This is a genomic window from Staphylococcus sp. GW821-FHT11H10, assembly GCF_058807855.1.
The window spans coordinates 85,724-104,463 of record NZ_JBXARC010000004.1; the positions used below are offsets into that span (position 1 = coordinate 85,724).

General features: G+C 31.4%; 20 protein-coding genes and 2 tRNA genes. 11 read left to right on the forward strand and 11 right to left on the reverse strand.

Translation table 11 applies throughout. The features are described 5' to 3' along the window. Window positions 1-274: 274 nt before the first annotated feature. The 4 genes from AC1RRU_RS03905 (at window position 275) to AC1RRU_RS03920 (ending at window position 6,243) form a co-directional block, all read left to right on the forward strand. Entirely contained in the window at window positions 275-1,072 is a 798-nt protein-coding gene (locus AC1RRU_RS03905; RefSeq protein WP_011276207.1) for a TerC family protein, read from the forward strand. Between the two features lie 249 nt (window positions 1,073-1,321). Continuing rightward, complete coding sequence (locus AC1RRU_RS03910; RefSeq protein ID WP_053028158.1) at window positions 1,322-3,241, forward strand: S1C family serine protease; 1,920 nt, start codon at window positions 1,322-1,324, stop codon at window positions 3,239-3,241. Between the two features lie 18 nt (window positions 3,242-3,259). After that, on the forward strand, window positions 3,260-4,618 hold the full coding sequence (locus tag AC1RRU_RS03915; protein ID WP_493196448.1) for a TrkH family potassium uptake protein: 1,359 nt from the start codon (window positions 3,260-3,262) through the stop codon (window positions 4,616-4,618). A 113-nt stretch (window positions 4,619-4,731) separates the two neighbouring features. Further along, a complete protein-coding gene (locus AC1RRU_RS03920) occupies window positions 4,732-6,243 on the forward strand; it encodes a bifunctional metallophosphatase/5'-nucleotidase (RefSeq protein WP_016931306.1) in 1,512 nt (503 codons plus the stop codon). An 83-nt stretch (window positions 6,244-6,326) separates the two neighbouring features. On the opposite strand, the gene AC1RRU_RS03925 is transcribed toward AC1RRU_RS03920, so the two are convergent. Both AC1RRU_RS03925 and AC1RRU_RS03930 read right to left on the reverse strand, forming a co-directional pair. After that, window positions 6,327-6,929 carry a CPBP family glutamic-type intramembrane protease gene (locus AC1RRU_RS03925; protein WP_011276203.1) on the reverse strand — a complete coding sequence of 201 codons (603 nt, stop codon included), beginning with the start codon at window positions 6,927-6,929 and terminating at the stop codon, window positions 6,327-6,329. Window positions 6,930-6,945: 16 nt separating this feature from the next. Further along, entirely contained in the window at window positions 6,946-7,122 is a 177-nt protein-coding gene (locus AC1RRU_RS03930; RefSeq protein ID WP_011276202.1) for a YkvS family protein, read from the reverse strand. A 200-nt stretch (window positions 7,123-7,322) separates the two neighbouring features. Here AC1RRU_RS03930 and lplA point away from each other — a divergent pair, with 200 nt between their 5' ends. Then, window positions 7,323-8,312: a lipoate--protein ligase gene (gene lplA / locus AC1RRU_RS03935; protein ID WP_016931368.1), complete on the forward strand. Its 990-nt coding sequence runs from the start codon at window positions 7,323-7,325 to the stop codon at window positions 8,310-8,312. Between the two features lie 47 nt (window positions 8,313-8,359). Here lplA and AC1RRU_RS03940 read toward each other — a convergent pair whose 3' ends face one another. The 6 genes from AC1RRU_RS03940 to AC1RRU_RS03965 form a co-directional block, all read right to left on the reverse strand. Next, window positions 8,360-8,461, reverse strand: a complete 102-nt coding sequence (locus AC1RRU_RS03940) for an Ltp family lipoprotein (RefSeq protein WP_076684686.1) — start codon at window positions 8,459-8,461, stop codon at window positions 8,360-8,362. A 69-nt stretch (window positions 8,462-8,530) separates the two neighbouring features. Continuing rightward, the gene (locus AC1RRU_RS03945) at window positions 8,531-9,106 is read right to left on the reverse strand and encodes a hypothetical protein (protein WP_011276200.1); all 576 of its coding nucleotides are present in this window, start codon (window positions 9,104-9,106) and stop codon (window positions 8,531-8,533) included. Between the two features lie 70 nt (window positions 9,107-9,176). Then, a complete protein-coding gene (locus AC1RRU_RS03950) occupies window positions 9,177-9,650 on the reverse strand; it encodes a PH domain-containing protein (RefSeq protein ID WP_016931369.1) in 474 nt (157 codons plus the stop codon). Between the two features lie 593 nt (window positions 9,651-10,243). Then, window positions 10,244-10,332 (reverse strand) — tRNA-Ser (locus tag AC1RRU_RS03955). Window positions 10,333-10,335: 3 nt separating this feature from the next. Continuing rightward, window positions 10,336-10,410 (reverse strand) — tRNA-Asn (locus AC1RRU_RS03960). A gap of 152 nt (window positions 10,411-10,562) precedes the next feature. Further along, window positions 10,563-11,147, reverse strand: coding sequence for a competence protein ComK (locus tag AC1RRU_RS03965; RefSeq protein ID WP_011276196.1), 585 nt, complete (start codon window positions 11,145-11,147; stop codon window positions 10,563-10,565). Between the two features lie 213 nt (window positions 11,148-11,360). Here AC1RRU_RS03965 and AC1RRU_RS03970 point away from each other — a divergent pair, with 213 nt between their 5' ends. Next, on the forward strand, window positions 11,361-11,579 hold the full coding sequence (locus AC1RRU_RS03970; protein WP_011276195.1) for an IDEAL domain-containing protein: 219 nt from the start codon (window positions 11,361-11,363) through the stop codon (window positions 11,577-11,579). Between the two features lie 76 nt (window positions 11,580-11,655). Here AC1RRU_RS03970 and AC1RRU_RS03975 read toward each other — a convergent pair whose 3' ends face one another. Next, window positions 11,656-11,757 carry an SAR1012 family small protein gene (locus AC1RRU_RS03975; protein ID WP_011276194.1) on the reverse strand — a complete coding sequence of 34 codons (102 nt, stop codon included), beginning with the start codon at window positions 11,755-11,757 and terminating at the stop codon, window positions 11,656-11,658. A 78-nt stretch (window positions 11,758-11,835) separates the two neighbouring features. After that, complete coding sequence (locus AC1RRU_RS03980) at window positions 11,836-12,066, reverse strand: NINE protein (RefSeq protein WP_011276193.1); 231 nt, start codon at window positions 12,064-12,066, stop codon at window positions 11,836-11,838. 186 nt (window positions 12,067-12,252) lie between these two features. Between AC1RRU_RS03980 and AC1RRU_RS03985 the strand changes: the two genes are divergently transcribed. Then, entirely contained in the window at window positions 12,253-12,807 is a 555-nt protein-coding gene (locus AC1RRU_RS03985; RefSeq protein ID WP_011276192.1) for a GNAT family N-acetyltransferase, read from the forward strand. A gap of 98 nt (window positions 12,808-12,905) precedes the next feature. Here the strand turns inward: AC1RRU_RS03985 and AC1RRU_RS03990 are convergent, their stop codons facing one another. Further along, entirely contained in the window at window positions 12,906-13,844 is a 939-nt protein-coding gene (locus tag AC1RRU_RS03990) for a 1,4-dihydroxy-2-naphthoate polyprenyltransferase (RefSeq protein WP_011276191.1), read from the reverse strand. A gap of 179 nt (window positions 13,845-14,023) precedes the next feature. Here AC1RRU_RS03990 and AC1RRU_RS03995 point away from each other — a divergent pair, with 179 nt between their 5' ends. Genes AC1RRU_RS03995 through menB form a run of 4 tightly spaced genes read left to right on the forward strand, consistent with a single transcriptional unit; the run spans window position 14,024 to window position 18,652 of the window. Next, window positions 14,024-15,391 (forward strand): isochorismate synthase, encoded by a 1,368-nt coding sequence (locus tag AC1RRU_RS03995; RefSeq protein WP_053023324.1) that lies wholly within the window; start codon window positions 14,024-14,026, stop codon window positions 15,389-15,391. Then, window positions 15,381-17,051: a 2-succinyl-5-enolpyruvyl-6-hydroxy-3-cyclohexene-1-carboxylic-acid synthase gene (menD, locus tag AC1RRU_RS04000; RefSeq protein WP_053023325.1), complete on the forward strand. Its 1,671-nt coding sequence runs from the start codon at window positions 15,381-15,383 to the stop codon at window positions 17,049-17,051. Before AC1RRU_RS03995 ends, menD begins: the two co-directional genes overlap by 11 nt. Beyond that, window positions 17,038-17,841, forward strand: coding sequence for a 2-succinyl-6-hydroxy-2,4-cyclohexadiene-1-carboxylate synthase (gene menH / locus AC1RRU_RS04005; RefSeq protein WP_011276188.1), 804 nt, complete (start codon window positions 17,038-17,040; stop codon window positions 17,839-17,841). The genes menD and menH overlap by 14 nt, the downstream gene beginning before the upstream one ends. Beyond that, window positions 17,834-18,652: a 1,4-dihydroxy-2-naphthoyl-CoA synthase gene (gene menB, locus AC1RRU_RS04010; RefSeq protein WP_011276187.1), complete on the forward strand. Its 819-nt coding sequence runs from the start codon at window positions 17,834-17,836 to the stop codon at window positions 18,650-18,652. The genes menH and menB overlap by 8 nt, the downstream gene beginning before the upstream one ends. Window positions 18,653-18,740 lie beyond the last annotated feature (88 nt).

An 18,740-nucleotide genomic window follows, 5' to 3' on the forward strand; every position in this document is an offset into this window, starting at 1 on the left:
TTTAAAAATATCTCTTTAAATAGACAATTTGTTATACGTTAATTGTTTATTTATATTAAGTATAGTGTATAATACACTTAACAAATGAATACCTATGACAATTTGTCAGAGGGGAGTAACTTGAAGACCATCAACTACTTGATGGTTAGCGCTTTATCGTCATTACGAAGTATTATCTTCCGGTAAAGTGGGCATTTATTTGCTAAGTGAGACCTTTGCTATTATTTAGCATAGGTCTCTTTATTTGTATTAAAACAAAAAGGAGCTGTCCACTATGGATCCGAGTTTAATTTTACCTTACTTATGGGTAATTCTCGTTCTTGTATTTTTAGAAGGGTTATTAGCAGCTGATAATGCGGTTGTAATGGCTGTTATGGTAAAACATTTACCACCTGAACAACGTAAAAAAGCGTTATTTTATGGTTTGCTAGGTGCATTTGTATTCCGTTTTCTTGCCTTATTCTTAATTAGTGTTATCGCAAATTTCTGGTTTATCCAAGCACTTGGTGCCGCGTATTTAATTTTTATGTCAATAAGAAATCTCTGGCAATTCTTCCACAAAGAACATGAAGATCAGCCTGAAGGTGACGACCATCATTTTGACGAGTCTGGCGTTGAGAAAAAAGTCGGACCTATGCAATTTTGGGGCACTGTTTTAAAAGTTGAATTTGCAGATATAGCTTTTGCAATTGACTCAATGTTAGCAGCGATGGCAATTGCTGTTACATTACCTGAAGTTGGCATTCATTTTGGTGGCATGGACTTAGGTCAATTCTCAGTAATGTTTATTGGCGGAATGATCGGTGTTATTCTAATGCGTTTTGCCGCTACATGGTTTGTTGACTTACTAAATAAATATCCTGGATTAGAAGGAGCTGCCTTCGCAATTGTAGGTTGGGTAGGTATTAAATTAGTTGTTATAGTACTTGCTCATGAAGATATAGGTATTTTACCTGAACATTTCCCTCATAGTACATTATGGCAAGCTATCTTCTGGACAGTTATGATTCTTTTAGTCGTAATCGGTTGGTTAACATCAGTACGTAGCAACAAGAAGAAAGCCAATAAATAGTATTAAATAAGTGATTCGAGCCTTTTAGATTTGATGTATATCATTAAGTTTAAAAGGCTTTATTATTATCATTTGTGCAATTTAGTGATTTGATAAGAAAAATTTAATTTTGAACCTTCAATTCATTGCTAATTGGCGATATTGATATTAAACTTTAGTTAATGAATAATTTAAATAAAGCCACAACCATAAAACATAATTTAACGTTAGCATGATAGATTGTGAGTTAGTCGATAGGAGTGGACACCTTTGGATAATGATAAAAAACACGTAATACCACGTGAACAGTATCGTCGAAAACGACATGAGTATTTCCATAATGAAGAACGTGAAGAACGATTAGAACGAGAGAGAGAACAACGTGAGAGACTTGCCAAAAAAGAGCAAGAACAAGCAAAAGTTAATGAAGAACGTGTTAAAGATAACATGCGAAAAGCAAGAATTGAGAAATTAACACAAGAAGAAATTCACCAGCAACAACATTTAGCTAAATTACGATCTGATAATGAATCTGATCAAGAATTAAATGATACTAACACGCATCATTTAACACTACCTGAAGAGCAACAACTAAAAAATGAACATAAAGAAAATAATGATAAGGTAACTAAATCTACTGACGAAATGGAAAAACAGGAGAAAGAAGACAATAATTCTGCCTCTTCCAAACACGATGAAATAGAACCTAAATATAGTAGAGTTGAAAAGAATAAAGGCAAACAAAAACAAGATAATATTAATAAAAGTGAAGTTAATCATCTTGATAAAAGTGAACAAACTAAAAAACATAAAGAAACTAAAGAATCATCGGAAGACGTTTTAGAAACAAATAAAAGTCAAAAAATTGAACAAAAGGAACAAAAAGCAAGTTCTAATGAAACTTCTAACAAGGAATTAAATTCCTATACTAAAGATAAAAACAATAAAGTTGAAGATAATCAAGACTTAAAGAAAGCATCTAGTCAAAATTTAGCTCATTCTAATAAGTTAGAAGAAAATGAACACTTAGAAAATGAGCCTAAGAACAATGATACGATGGACAAAGTAAAAGACTTTTTAAAATTGCATTGGCTTAAAATAGTCATAGTAGTTGCAATCATATTAATTGTTATACTAATTAGTGCAATTATCTCAACGATGAACCAAAATAGTAGTATTGAACAAAGTAGTAATAATGATACAAAATACACAACAACAATGAAGAATGCAGAAACTGCTGTTAAATCAGTGGTAACAATTGAGAATGACACACCTAAGAACATAACAACACAAACAATTGATAAAACAAATATAAACTCAAATAATGAAGTTGGTTCAGGTGTCGTCTACAAAGCTGTAGACGATACTTTTTTTATTTTAACCAATACACATATAGTTGGAAGTAATAAAAGAGTAAATATTACATATGATGATGATAAAACAGCTACTGCTACAGTCGTTGGGAGAGATATGTGGTCAGATATTGCAGTGCTTAAAGCAACGATAAAAAATAAAAACATGCAGCCAATTAAAATAGGTCACTCAAAACATTTAAAGCTAGGTGAATCCATCCTAGTTGTTGGTAATCCACTTGGAAATGATTTTAAAAATACAGTGACGAAAGGTATTATTTCCGGATTAAATAGGGCAGTACCTGTCGATTTCGATAAAGATAATAAGAATGATGAATGGGTTAATACATTTCAAATTGATGCTTCAGTTAACCCAGGTAATTCAGGAGGTGCTGTCGTCAATAGAGTTGGAGAATTAGTAGGCTTAGTATCGTTAAAAATAAATATGCCTAATATTGAAGGCATGGGCTTTGCAATTCCAATAGATGCTGCACGAGAAATTGCTGAGGAACTAGAGAAAAAAGGTGAAATTCAATATCCCAATACTGGTATTGGAATTAAAAATGTTTCAGATTTAATGCCTTATGAAAGAAATTTATTAAAAGTGCCCGAAGATGTTCAAAATGGAATCGTAGTAGAAAAGTTAAAAGAAAATGGTTTAGGTAAAAAATCAGGTTTAAAAATTGGTGATGTAGTTGTAGAATTAGATAGTAAATCAATTCAAAATAATTTACAGTATAGACAAATAATTTTTAATCATAGACAAGACTTAAAAACATTGTCGGCTAAAATTTATAGAGAAGGAAAATCTCAAGAGATAAGAATAAAATTGAAATAATGTTGAGGTGACAAATGAGTGTCTATTTTCAGTAAGTTGCTTAAAAAATCTAGCCCTCAACAGGGGATAGTTTTATATTATTTGATAGCCATAGTTGTCGCTTTTTTATTATTAAACCTCCCATTTGTGCATAAACATGGTGTGGATGTTAGCCCAATCGATACGTTATTCGTTGCTGTATCAGGCATTAGTGTTACTGGACTATCTCCCGTTAACATAGTAGATACATATTCAACATTTGGCCAAATTATTATATTAATCATACTTAATATAGGCGGTATTGGTGTCATGGCGGTTGGTACAGTACTATGGGTTGTGTTAGGGAAACATATAGGTATCCGCGAACGCCAATTAATTATGTTAGATAATAATAAAGATACAATGAGTGGAACCGTTAAGCTGATATTAGAAATCATCAAAACGATATTAACAATAGAATTTATAGGTGCACTGTTATTAGCATTTTATTTCTATAGAGATAATCCAGATTTGAAAAATGCACTCATGCAAGGTTTATTTGTGTCTGTCTCTGCTACTACTAACGGTGGATTAGATATCACAGGGCAATCATTAATACCTTACGCTAAGGATTATTTTGTTCAAACGATTGTTATGTTTCTAATCGTATTAGGATCAATAGGATTTCCTGTATTACTTGAAATCAGAGCATATGTAAGGAATAGGGTCAGCCATTTTAGATTTTCACTATTTACCAAAATAACTACATGCACATATCTATTTTTATTTGTTTTTGGTGTTTTAGCCATATTAGCATTAGAACATCACCATGCTTTTAAAGGATTAAGTTGGCATCAATCCTTATTTTATTCATTATTTCAATCTGCAACAACACGTAGTGCTGGATTACAAACCATTGATGTAACAAACTTTAGTGATGCAACGAATGTAATAATGAGTATCCTCATGTTTATTGGTTCATCTCCAAGTTCAGTTGGTGGTGGTATACGTACAACTACATTTGCGATACTAATTCTCTTTGTAATTAACTTTAATAATAATGCTGAAAAAACAGCTATAAAAGTGTTCAATCGAGAAATACATGTAGTTGATATTCAACGTTCATTCGCCGTATTTACTATGGCATCAATTCTAACATTTGTAAGTATGATTGTTATTCTCGCTACTGAAAAAACAAATCTAACATTTTTACAAGTATTCTTTGAAGTCATGTCAGCCTTTGGAACATGTGGTCTATCTTTAGGTGTTACAGACGATATTAGTGGACTTACTAAAGTAATACTAATGATATTAATGTTTATAGGTCGTGTTGGTTTAATTTCATTTATTATTATGATAGCTGGACGTAAGGAACCGGATAAATACCATTATCCTAAAGAACGTGTTCAAATTGGTTAAATATATTAGCATTCTCAGAAATTATTAATTCTGAGAATGCTTTTTTGATTAGAAATAAATAGCACCAACAGATTAATAAATGTTAAACTAGCTTTAAATAAGGGGTGTGTAAATTGGAGAAAAATGAACATATAAATATAGATATCTTGGCAACATCAGATATGCATAGTCATTTTATGAATGGAGATTTTGGATCAAATATATATCGTGCTGGTACCTATGTTAAAAATATTAGAGAAAACAATGATAAAGTCATTTTATTAGATAGTGGGGGAAGTGTAGCTGGCTCATTGGCTGCGCATTATTATGCTATTGTCGCACCCTATAAACGTCATCCTATGATTAAATTAATGAATGCTATGCAGTATGATGCTAGTGGTATAAGTCCGGATGATTTTAAATTTGGATTATCATTTTTGACTAAAGCAGTATCACTATCAAGGTTTCAATGGTTATCTGCGAATATAGAATTTGCATTAACAAAGGAACCATACTTCTCAACACCTTATATAATTAAAGAATACGATAATGTTCGAATCGCAATTGTAGGTTTAACTGCAGATGGATTAATGAAAAACGAATTCGCTGAAATGGAGAAAGAGGTTAGTATTGAAAAAGCACTATTATCTGCTAAACGCTGGATTAGATATATACATGAAAGTGAACATCCTGACTTCTTAATTGTAATCTATCATGGAGGACTATATAAAATAAATCAAACAAATACAAGACATAGAAAAGGTTCTCATGAAGCGGAAAAAATAATGAAGGAAATAGGTGTGATCGATTTAATGATAACAGCGCACCAGCATCAAACGATTATAGGTAATGATTTTGAAACAGTATATGTTCAAGCAGGACAAGATGCTCAAGAGTTAGTACATGTCAAAATTAAATTTAAAAAACGTACGAACTCGTTCGAAAAAGAAGATATTGAATCTACAGTAATTAATTTAAGTGAGTTTCCAGAAGATCAGGAATTACTTGAGACAACTTATTATGATCGTAAAGCCTTAGAACATTGGTCAAAGGATATTGTTTCAGAGAATAAAGTCGATTTACAGGTTAATGGCTTGGAAGACTTACTAAGTAGTCCACATCCATTTATACAATTATTACATGATAGTCTACATTTAGCCTATGTGAATAATATTACTTGTATTAACGTGCCTAAAAATGGCGAAAAGGGATTAAAAGGTATAGTGACTAATGAGGATGTCTATAATGCTTATCCACACCCTGATAAAGCAATAGATATAACACTTAGAGGCCATCAAATTAAAAAAATGCTTGAATATACTTATTCTTATATTCAATTTGAGCAAAATCAATTAAGTATGACTATTATTGATGAAACATTATGTACATTGTGGCAAGGATTTGATTATGAGGTAGATATGTCAGCGCCTCGTTTTGATAGAGTGAATATAAAAAATATTGAGTTAGATGAAAAGTATAGAGTTACAATGACAGATTATTGTTATAGAAATTATCGTCAATACTTGGAAGATGAATCAATACTTCATTCCACATATGATCGACCGATGAGTTCACTTATCGCTGAAAAGCTAAATCAACCTGATTATTATTTAAAGTTGGACTCTAATTTTTCAGTAGCGTATTAAAAATAGTACTCATATAAGTAAACGTATTTAAATTGTAAATTACTTCAAAAAAACTTTTCTTAGTTTTAACTAAGAAAAGTTTTTTATCCATGAAATATTAATAATAGTATAATTGCCACAATTTGTCCTAAAGAGGTAGTTACGATGCGACGTGTATATTGATAACTCAATGATAATACTAATTGAGCTACAAAAATAAATGCCACTATCCACCATTTATCTAAATAAATAAATAAAGAACTAGAACATAATGCAGTAATCAAGATGATTAACCAAGTAGGCAATTTAAATTGAGTTAGTTCTTTTTGCAAAACAGTTCTCATGTATAACTCATGACAAGGAATTACAAAAATTAACGTCACTAACATTTGCCATTTGAAATAAACACCTGTTCTTGATAATTCTTTAATAAGTTCTGCATATGTTATTTGTGGTGAAAGTAATGAAAAAATTAATTGTATTATAACCAAGACGATACCTGTAGCGATACCAACTCCGATAGAAGTTAAAAGTCGTTTGGATTCTATATCTCTTTGGTAAAATACATAACTAATACCTGCAATTAACATAATACCAGTGTATAGATACCAGTACTCTTGATGCTCTCCCCACATAACAAATAAAATCAAATGGAATACAATGAAACTTGCTATAAACCAAATTAAAGCTTTTGATATATTTTTCATTTTAATGTATACCTTCTTATTCAACGATAGTATATCGTTTATGATTAATAACTGTTTTTTCTGGTAAGTCTAATTCATTGAAGTTATCCATAATTGTTAAGTCTACAATAACTGAATTGTCATTAATTTTCTCAACACGGCCTCTTAAACCGTCATAAAATTCTACGATATTTCCTACTTCTGCAACAGTCATACGGAGTCCTCCTAAATTCATAACTAGGCTATATTGTACTAAAAATTTGCATAATAATAAACAAATATATGCTAAAAATGGCAAATAATATTTTAATTATGAAAATAATGTCAAATTTGAGTAAATAATTGGCAAAATAACTAAATATAAGGCATAACTAAACTAAGGGCATATACGAGAGAGTCAAAGGAGAGATATAGATGAAATTTGTAAGCAATAATAATATTACTGATCCTACAATTAACCTTGCCATGGAAGAGTACGTGTTAAAACATTTACCTTCGGATGACAGTTACTTTCTATTTTATGTAAATGGACCGTCTATCATTGTCGGAAAAAATCAAAATACTATAGAAGAGGTTAATAAACAATATGTAGGTGAAAATAACATACATGTTGTACGCCGTATTTCAGGTGGTGGCGCTGTATACCATGACCAAGGTAATCTAAATTTTAGTTTTATTACAGATGATGATGATAATAGCTTCCATAATTTCAAAAAGTTTACAGAGCCAATTGTACAAGCACTTCAATCAATGGGTGTAGATGCTGAAATGACTGGTCGTAATGATATTCAAGTAGGGCAAGCTAAAATTTCAGGGAATGCCATGGTTAAAGTTAAAGATAGAATGTTTAGTCACGGTACATTAATGTTAAATAGTGACTTAGGAGAAGTACAAAATGCATTGAAAGTTAATCCTAAAAAAATTCAATCTAAAGGTGTTAAGTCAGTGCGTAAGCGTGTAGCAAATATCGACGAATTTTTAGATGAATCGATTTCCATTGATGACTTTAAACAAATCATTTTGAAAACAATCTTTGGTGAACATGAAGTCGAAGAATATAAGTTAACAGATGAAGACTGGAAGAATATTGAAGCATTAAGCAATGAGAAATACCGTACATGGGATTGGAACTACGGGCGAAATCCTAAATATAATTTTGAACGCGATGAAAAATTTGAAAAAGGCTTTGTACAAATTAAATTCGATGTTAAAAAAGGCAAAATTGAACATGCTAGAATCTTTGGAGACTTCTTTGGTGAAGGAGATGTCACTGAATTAGAGAATGCTTTAATAGGGGCGTTACATGATTATACGCATATTAAAGAAGCTATGGAAGACTTTGACTTTTATCATTATTTCGGTGATATTGAGAAAGAGGCTATCTTAAAATTAATGTCTTATTAATATAACTAAGCGGCTATTGAGGAGTTAATTCTATAGCCGCTATATTTTTATTTATCTAAATGGTCAATAGCATATTGCGCTTCTTTTTGTGTGAATTTTTCACCGTAGCTAGAAGTGAGTTGATTATAAATTGTTTCTTTATCAATGATTCATTTTTGCAAAATTTCTAATACAAGATTAAAAAATCAACATTAATTGAGCAACCATTGTAGTGTATTTCAGTTGATAGGTCGAACTTCATCTAATATTTCATTTTGACGTTTTTCCATAGAATTATATTCGGCTTTGCTAACTCTATCTTCATACATTTTATCTGAAAGATTGAAATATTCATCTTGTAACTTTTGTTTTCTAGTTTCATTTTGCTTGTTCCATTCTACTTGATCCTTAATCCACTGTTCATGTGCTTTTTGTTCAGCAGGAGTTCTATATACGCCATTGTGGTCATAGTCGTATCTTTGTTGAGTTTGTTGATTATTAGCATTAGTTTGTTGTTTTTGTTGAGAACTTTGTTCTTGAGATGTAGATTGTAGGTTATTTTGTTGTGGCACTTGTGTGATATCTTGTTGTAATTGTGCTTGTTCTTGGCTAGCTTGATTTTCTTTACTAGAAGAATTTTTCTTATATTCTTTCTTTTTCTCTTTTGATTTATCTTTCTTCTTTTTATTATCGTGTAATTTTTTATCTGATTTATTTATAGAACTTTTATTTGAGTTTTCGCTTGATGAATCTTTATTACTACATGCACCTAGAATTAAGAAACTAGTAAATAATAAGACTAAAAACTTTTTCATTATATATCTCCTTTAATAATTAAGACATAACAATTTATGAATTTAACAATTGCTGTTTTTTCTTATCAAATTATTCCTGTGTAATAGCATCCATATCTAATAACTCTTTTAATTTTTTAATTTTTTCAAGAGGTTGTAAGTCATTATCTGAATGAGTTGCTTGATCAATAAGACCTAGAGAATTATTACTTCCTTCAACATTCTTGTTTACAAATTCTATAAATTTGTCTAAATCTTTATCATTAACCCACTTCATAGAAACCTTATTACCACTTGAATAAAAAGAAATAGTATTCCACATTAAGATTTTGCTTAATTCAAAAGTACTAATTTTACTATAATGAAAAATTTCAGAATCGTATCCACTCAATCGTTTTGCGCAAAAGATTATTCTTTCGTCAGTGGCTGCTAGAACACCATGTCTTATTGTATTTTTACCAAGAGATTTAGTTTTATAAGCACCAAATATTGCATAAATAATTGTTTCGTTATCATGTAAAAACACATCTTTTATCAAATCTAAATTTTTAGTTTTGTTAGCCATGAGAAAAACTCCTTTAATTTAAATTTTCATATCCAAACACTCGTAATGATTCAAACATAATAGAATAATTATTGTAATAAGTGTTGTTACCGTATTTAATTTTATTGTTTTTATGTATATCCATTTCGTACGCTTCACTTAATTTATATAAAATATTCATTTATACAATTTAACGATTTACAATAAGATTATAACATTAAAAAATAGTGCGAAATATAAAAATGTTAGTGATAACGAAAAAAATCTTTAATTTTAGATCAATATTAGTAATAATTAAGGTGTTCTTAAAAAGGTGTACGTAGAGTAGGGTAATCAATGTCAAAAAAGACAAAACAATCATGCATATAGTTTTAAATACTAGGAACAACTACTTAAAGATGGTGGTATAACTTCGTGATTTTAGAATGAATAAAATCATGGGGGGTATCAAAAGTGGACAACGAACTTTCAAATTATGTCCACTTTGTCCACTCGTTGACAAAAATTTTTAAAATAGACTTTTTCAGATTTTTAAGAAAAATAAAAAGAACGTTTATATATCAACGTTCTTTAATGATTTGAGTTAACAAATTTTATAGATTTTTACTAATGAACGGAAACGGAGGGATTCGAACCCTCGCGCCGCTCTCGCGACCTACACCCTTAGCAGGGGCGCCTCTTCAGCCAACTTGAGTACGTTTCCATATGGCTCCGCAGGTAGGATTCGAACCTACGACCGATCGGTTAACAGCCGATAGCTCTACCACTGAGCTACTGCGGAATAATATGTATTTATATAATGTATCTCTATGAGCACAAATATTATTATATCAATAAACTTAAAATTTGCAAGGGATTATATTTAAAAAATATACGGAACATTTACACTATATTAATATAAAAGTCCCGTATGATTTAAAATTAAACGTAAAACTATTTATCTTGTAATAGTGAATAATGTGAAAGTGCTTCGAAAATATTTAAAGTCGTTTTCTCATAATCTATTGGCATTTCTGGATTGTTTGACTTCATACGAGATTGTTTATCGACCATGTAATAATAAAAAATGCAGTTAGAGTATTGGTGCCAAATACTGTGGTAGGAAACATTAAGTGTTAATGTTTGATGATTTGCAAAAATAATTTTACATTTTCGATTTTTAAGAGGTTTAATTTCATGTACATAATGCATATTAATCCACATGTTTTCTTCTAAACGGTCTGAATGCGTAGGGAAAAAATAAGTGGGGAAGAGAGGAGTCAATAAAATAGGTGGTTTACTAGTAATGCCGGCAATTCGTTGTGTTTCGGATTTCTTACTAATATAGCTATTACCATAAAATTTACATGAGCGTTCGACGATTTTTTGAGTTTTGAATGGGCTTGAAACTATTGTGGAATCATATTTCCATATTTCTGATCCTTTTGTTTGCTCATAATCATCAATGACGGGTTTGATTATCATATCTCCTTTTCGAATAATATATACAGTATTTTGGCTTTGAGAAATATTTGTCATCTCTTAACCTCCTTAAATTTATATCATTATTAAGCGCTAAAAACTCAACGATTAATAATATAAATTTATTATATAAAGTTTTTATATGTTGTCAAGATAATCATTACATATAAAATTACACTTATTTTTTGTGAAAAGTCAGAATATTCGATTGATTTAAAAAATAAAAGCTTGTATACTATCCTTATACAAAAAAGAAAGGCAGTGATTACAATGAATCACAACACGAATGTCAAGAATACGACACTAGAAGATTTTGTAACGACAGTTAATGATTTAGGCGTTGAGCTAGTCATTGAAGAGGCACTTCGTCAGGGACGAAAGAAACAGTTAATGAAATTGATTGATGAAGCGTTGATTAATAAGAACGAGGAAGAATTTATCAACTATACCACTGAATATAAAAATCTGGAGGCATTTCTCAATGAGTAAATTAGGATCCTGTAACTCATTATAAAAGGTCTATTCACTACTTAAATCAAAGTTAGCGAATAGACCTTTTTACATTTTATTTTTGACCACCGTTTGATTTTCCCTCAATTTTATTACGAATCCATTTTACTAAATATCCTGTTATAACAATTCTAAGTACGCGTTTGATAATATTCATACTAGCTTACTCCTTTTTTATGTTTATTTGAGTTTACCCGTTCTACACATTATTAAAGATAATTTCTAAAATTACTGATTAAATTTTTGGATGGCGGTTATTTGGTATAAATATATAGCCATTTTGATCAGCTTTAGTTGTAAAGATTATGATAATACCATGGATAATTGAAATAATGGTTGGAATAGTAGTCCAAAAGAACACTAAATGAAGCACGCCTTGCCACACTTTGTCTGCGTAAAATTTATGAATGCCGACACCACCCAGAAATAAAGAACATAATACATATAATGTTTTATTAACTCTCATAACTTTGTTGCCTCCTTAATCTCATATTTTAAGCATTTCAAAAATTAAATCAAATATTACTAAGGTGATTGAAAAAATGATTATAATCACAATTAATATGTTTCAATTTACTGCAATTAATTTATTATTATTTGTAAATTTTATATAATATAGTTAACAAAAACTTATGGAGAGGAGAACGGTAAATTGATCAGAAAAGCACGTCCGAGCGACAGTAAGCAAATAGCGGAATTATGTTATATCATTTGGCATGATATGGAACTAGATATTGTACAAGAAATCACTAAAGAACGTGTTATTCATGCAATTGAAGAAAGTATAGTCAATATTAATTATAGAACGAATTATAATAACATTTGGGTATATGAGCAAGACAATCATGTTGCGGGATGCATCATAGCATATAAGGGTGATAAAGAATTAGAGTTAGAAGCAGCATGGAATAAATTACCGTTGGAAGAAGACATAAAAGCACTAGGTACGCCATTACCTTTGAAAGAATCTAAAGATGATGAATGGTACATTGAGGCTGTTGCAACATTCTCGGAATATAGAGGACAGGGTATTGCAACTAAATTATTTAACTATTTAATATCTACATACCCAGATAGAAAGTGGAGCTTAAGTTGTGACTATGATAATCCTAGAGCTAAGAAATTATACGAACGCTTAGGTTTTAAATGGACTGAGGATATAGAATTGTATGACCATCAATATTTACATATGGTTTATTCAAAATAGGTAAAAATAAAACGGAGGAGACAGAAACTCTAATTAGTTTCATTGCCTCACCCCGTATTATCTTACTAGTGAATATTTAAAATCTGTCTAATAATATATTAAATTCCACCTAATAAAGCACTAATATAAATACCTAAAGCGTATAATACACCAAAAATTGTGTTTGTTTTTCCAGTTGCAGCCATAGCTGGCATCATACTTGCAGGTATATCATTCTTTTTGAAACGACGAATAGCTTTAACTGGCATAGGGAATGATAACAATACAAGTAGATAAAATAGTGAACCACCATCTACAAATAATGCAGTATAGACAACGAAAACGTATGCAATGATATACATAACTGCCATAAATGTAATTGAAGCGCGTTTACCTAATAAAATAGGTAGAGTTTTACGTCCACTCGCTTGGTCTTTGACTCTGTCGCGTATATTATTAGCCATGTTAATTAGACCAATTGTAATTACTATTGGAATACTAATCCAAACCACAAAGCTATTGATATTGCCAGTTTGTATGAAGAACGCTAATAAAATAATAATCATACCCATGAATAAACCAGAAAACAGTTCACCAAAAGGTGTCCAAGAAATTGGCATTGGGCCACCTGTATATAAATAGCCAATTGCCATACAAACGATTCCTACTGGAATGATCCAAAATGAACTATTCGCTGCTAAAAAGATACCAAGTAATGCAGCAACGATATAAAAAGCAATTGCTAGATTCATGACAAGTTTTGGACTCATACCATTTCTTACGATAGCACCACCGATACCAACGGATGTGTGATCATCTAAACCTTTTTTAAAGTCATAGTATTCATTAAACATGTTTGTTGCAGCTTGGATAAGTAAACAAGCGATTAACATTGCAATAAATAACATGAACTTGATGTTATCTTGACTACCTAATAAAAAAAGTTTTGCAGTTGCAGTACCAACTAAAACCGGTACAACAGCGGCAGTTAAAGTATGAGGTCGCATCAAATGCCAATATTTTCTAACAGTAGAATATTGTTGATATTGATTTGCCATAATTTGATCTACCTCTTATTGTATATTGTTTTAATATATGTATTTTAAAGGAATAGTAAATAAAGGTCAATCAACGTGAAATATTTCTCTAGAAGATTAAGCAATTATGCCACCATAAATAGTTAAAAATGATACAATATTGTAATGAGAAAAAATAGATAATGAAAGAAGTGAAATGAATGGCTGCGAATATAAAGGAAGATGACATTATTGAGTCAATATATGAAAGTAACAAAAGCTGGATATCTGTTGAAGTGAAAATTGATAGAGAACTTGCACCTGATGAATTGTTCAATTTAACAGAATCTCAGGCAGGAGATCGCTTCTATTTTCGCTTAAATGATAATGCGTCTTCATTTTTCGGCTATCATGCTGTTCAAAGATTCAAAAATAACTTTGATAATAAGCAATCGATCTTTCGTGAGTGGGAAAAATTTAAAAAAGATATTGAATTGGTACACCCGGATATAGAAAAGCATCATTTGAAAGTCATAGGAGGATTTCAATTTTCTAGCCATAAATCTGATGATGAATGGCGTGAATTTGGCATTAATCATTTTGTAATACCTCAAGTTTTAATATCAAATATCGGACAAACTACTTATCTGACATATACAGTTGAAAGAGCCCAATTTGATATTGAACAGTTTAAAGAAGTAGTGAATTACTTTGAAGAAACTCAAATTGCTAAAGCTGAACATGATGAAACATTGGGGAATATCTTACGAATGGAAGATATCTATGTTGATGAGTGGAAAGAACTCGTTAGGGATGCGATTGCTCAGCTTGATGAAACTAAAAAAATCGTTCTTGCAAGACGTCGTATGATTAAATTTGATAAACCAATTAGTATACCTTATGTGCTTAATCGAGCATTACAAAGCGAAAGAAACAGCTATTTATTCATTTTAGAATCCAATCAATCTGTATTCTTTTCACAAACGCCAGAACAACTTTTAAAAGTAGAAGACGGTGTTCTATCTACAAAAGCTGTAGCTGGTACGATTAAGCGATCTAACGACATAGACGAAGATGAAAAAAATATACAAGCATTTCTAAAAGATAAAAAGAATTTAGGTGAACATGATTTTGTAGTTAAAAGTATTCTAGATGACATAAAGCCTTATGTTGATAATATTGAATATAATCATTCACCTAATATTTTAAAAAACGACCATCTATATCATTTATATACTCAAATTCAAGGTCAGTTGAAAAACAATTCCTTTATAGGATTAATTGATGAAATGCATCCTACACCAGCTTTAGGTGGCTATCCTAAAAATGAAGCACTCAAATTTATTGAAGAAAATGAATTTGGAACACGAGGCTTATATGGTGCACCAGTTGGTTATATCGACATGAATGATGATTGTGAATTTATTGTAGCAATACGCTCAATGTTAATAAAACAAAACCAAACCACGTTATTTGCAGGGTGTGGTATCGTAAAAGATTCTGACCCTGATAGTGAGTTGGCTGAAACTGCAGTTAAATTTTCACCGATGATGAATGCTTTAGGAGTAGTGGATAAGAATGAATCATAATGAAGCACTAACAAAACAAGTATATACATTTGCTTCGGAGTTATATGCCTATGGAGTACGTGAAGTTGTAATTAGTCCCGGCTCAAGATCAACGCCATTGGCCATTGCTTTTGAAGCACATCCTAATATTAAGACATGGATACATCCTGATGAACGTAGTGCAGCGTTTTTTGCTTTAGGCTTAATAAAAGGTAGCGAACGCCCTGTAGCTATTTTATGTACTTCTGGGACTGCGGCGGCAAATTATACACCAGCAATTGCAGAGAGCCAAATCAGTCGTATACCTTTAATTGTATTAACAAGTGATCGTCCACATGAATTAAGAAGTGTGGGGGCACCACAAGCAATTAACCAAGTTAATATGTTCGCAAATTATGTTAATTTTCAATTTGATATGCCTGTAGCAGATGGTACTGATTACATGCTAGACGCAATTTATTATCAAATGCAAATTGCAAGTCAGTATCTATATGGTCCACATAGAGGTCCTATCCATTTTAATTTACCATTTAGAGAGCCATTAACACCTAACTTAGAAAGACAAGAGTGGCTAACATCTTATTCTAAAAAGCTGCCGCATTATCAAAAAAATATTAATGTTCAAGACATCAGACATATATTAAAAGAGAAAAAAGGGTTAATAATAGTTGGTGATATGCAACATCAAGCTATCGATCAAATACTTACTTATGCGACCGTGCATGACATACCTATACTTGCAGATCCATTAAGTCAATTACGTAAGTATAATCATCCAAATGTGATTACGACATATGATTTATACTATCGTGCAGGACTCGACATAGATGTTGATTTCGTAATAAGAGTTGGTAAACCTGTTATCTCAAAAAAATTAAATCAATGGCTTAAGCGCACAAATGCATATCAAATTTTAGTGCAGAATAATGACAAGATAGATGTATTTCCAACGCCACCGAGTATTTCATACGAAATATCTGCAAATGATTTCTTTAGAAATCTTATCGAAGAAGCAGCTGTCGATCGAAAAGACTGGATAAACATGTGGCGAACACTTGAATCACAGGCTAGAAATACAATCGATAAACATATGACAAATGCAACAGATGAAGCGGCATTTGTAAAAATTTTAATTGATAAATTAACTAAAGACGATGCTATTTTTGTAAGTAACAGTATGCCAGTTCGTGATATCGATAATCTACTTTATAATAGTGAAGTTAAAGTATATGCGAATCGCGGTGCAAATGGTATCGATGGAGTTGTATCAACTGCAATTGGAATGGCTGTACACAAGAAAATCACGCTGATAATCGGCGATTTAGCATTCTACCATGACATGAATGGTCTTTTAATGGCTAAAATTAATAATATTAATTTAAATATAGTTTTACTTAATAATGATGGTGGCGGTATATTCTCATATCTTCCACAAAAAGCATCTGCTGAAGCATATTTTGAACGTTTGTTTGGAACGCCGACTGGATTGAATTTTGAATATACAGCATTACTTTATGATTTTACATTCAAACGATTTAATACTGTGGCAGATTTCACTCAAGAAAAGCTATCACATGTGAATTCACATATTTACGAAATGGTAACCAATCGTGATGACAATATGTCACAACATCAAATTCTATATAAGAAATTGAGTGGTATTCTAAATGTTACACTATAACTTCTATCAATCACAAAACAATTCAAATCAGTTATTAGTACTTTTACATGGCTTTATTAGTGATAGTCGTACGTTTAATGATGATGTTCAATATTTTTCACAGGAGGCTAATGTTCTTACAATCGATTTACCAGGGCATGGACAAGATCAATCACCAATTGATGTAACTTGGGACTTTCCATACATTACGACACAATTAGATGAGTTATTAGATATATACAAATCTTATGATATTACTTTACTCGGATATTCAATGGGTGGTAGAGTGGCCTTGTATTATGCGGTGTACGGTAAATGCTCTTTGTCAAAATTGATAATTGAAAGTAGTTCTCCAGGAATCAAAGATGAAAATAATCGACATGAGCGTCAACAAATAGATGCAGCAAGAGCGAAAGTATTAGATATTGCTGGGTTAGAGGTATTCGTTAATGATTGGGAAAAATTACCATTATTTTATACGCAATATGAACTAGATAAAGATAAAAAGTCGGCTATAAGAGAAATGCGATTATCCCAAGATCCACATAAATTAGCAAAAGCATTGCGTGATTATGGCACTGGTCAAATGCCTAATTTATGGGAACAAATTGGTAATATTCAAATACCTTGTTTTATTTTAACTGGTGAATTAGACCAAAAATTTGTAAAAACTGGACAAGCTATGAATAAGGGTATGAAATACAGTCAAATCCATATTTTTTCAAATGTAGGTCATACAATTCATGTGGAAGATAAAGCGGAATTTGATACAATAGTATTAGTTTTTTTAAAGGAGGAGCAAAATGACTAGACAGTGGGAAACACTTAGAGAATATGATGAAATAAAATATGAATTCTACGAAGGAATTGCTAAAGTAACGATTAATCGACCTGAGGTAAGAAATGCATTTACACCTAAAACAGTAGCTGAGATGATTGATGCATTTAGTCGTGCACGTGATGATCAAAATATTTCTGTAATCATCTTAACAGGTGAAGGTGACAAAGCATTTTGTTCTGGCGGTGACCAAAAGAAACGTGGACACGGTGGCTATGTAGGCGAAGACCAAATCCCACGTTTAAATGTATTAGATTTACAGCGTTTAATCCGTGTCATTCCTAAACCAGTTATCGCAATGGTTAGAGGTTATGCCATCGGTGGTGGTAACGTATTAAACGTAGTATGTGACCTAACAATCGCTGCTGATAATGCTATTTTCGGACAAACAGGTCCTAAAGTAGGTTCATTCGATGCTGGTTATGGTTCTGGTTACTTAGCAAGAATCGTTGGTCATAAAAAAGCACGTGAAATTTGGTACTTATGTCGTCAATATAATGCACAAGAAGCTTTAGACATGGGCTTAGTTAATACAGTGGTACCATTAGATCAAATCGAAGATGAAACAGTTCAATGGTGTAAAGAAATTATGAAACATTCTCCAACTGCTTTACGTTTCTTAAAAGCTGCTATGAATGCGGATACTGATGGCTTGGCTGGATTACAACAAATGGCAGGAGATGCTACATTACTTTACTACACTACTGATGAAGCTAAAGAGGGTCGTGACGCGTTTAAAGAAAAACGTGATCCAGACTTCGATCAATTCCCTAAATTCCCATAAATCAGTAACGGTAATATAAAAATGTATAATTTTAGGACACTTAAATAGTGATAAACTGATTGACAGTTAACCACTATTTTAAGTGTCC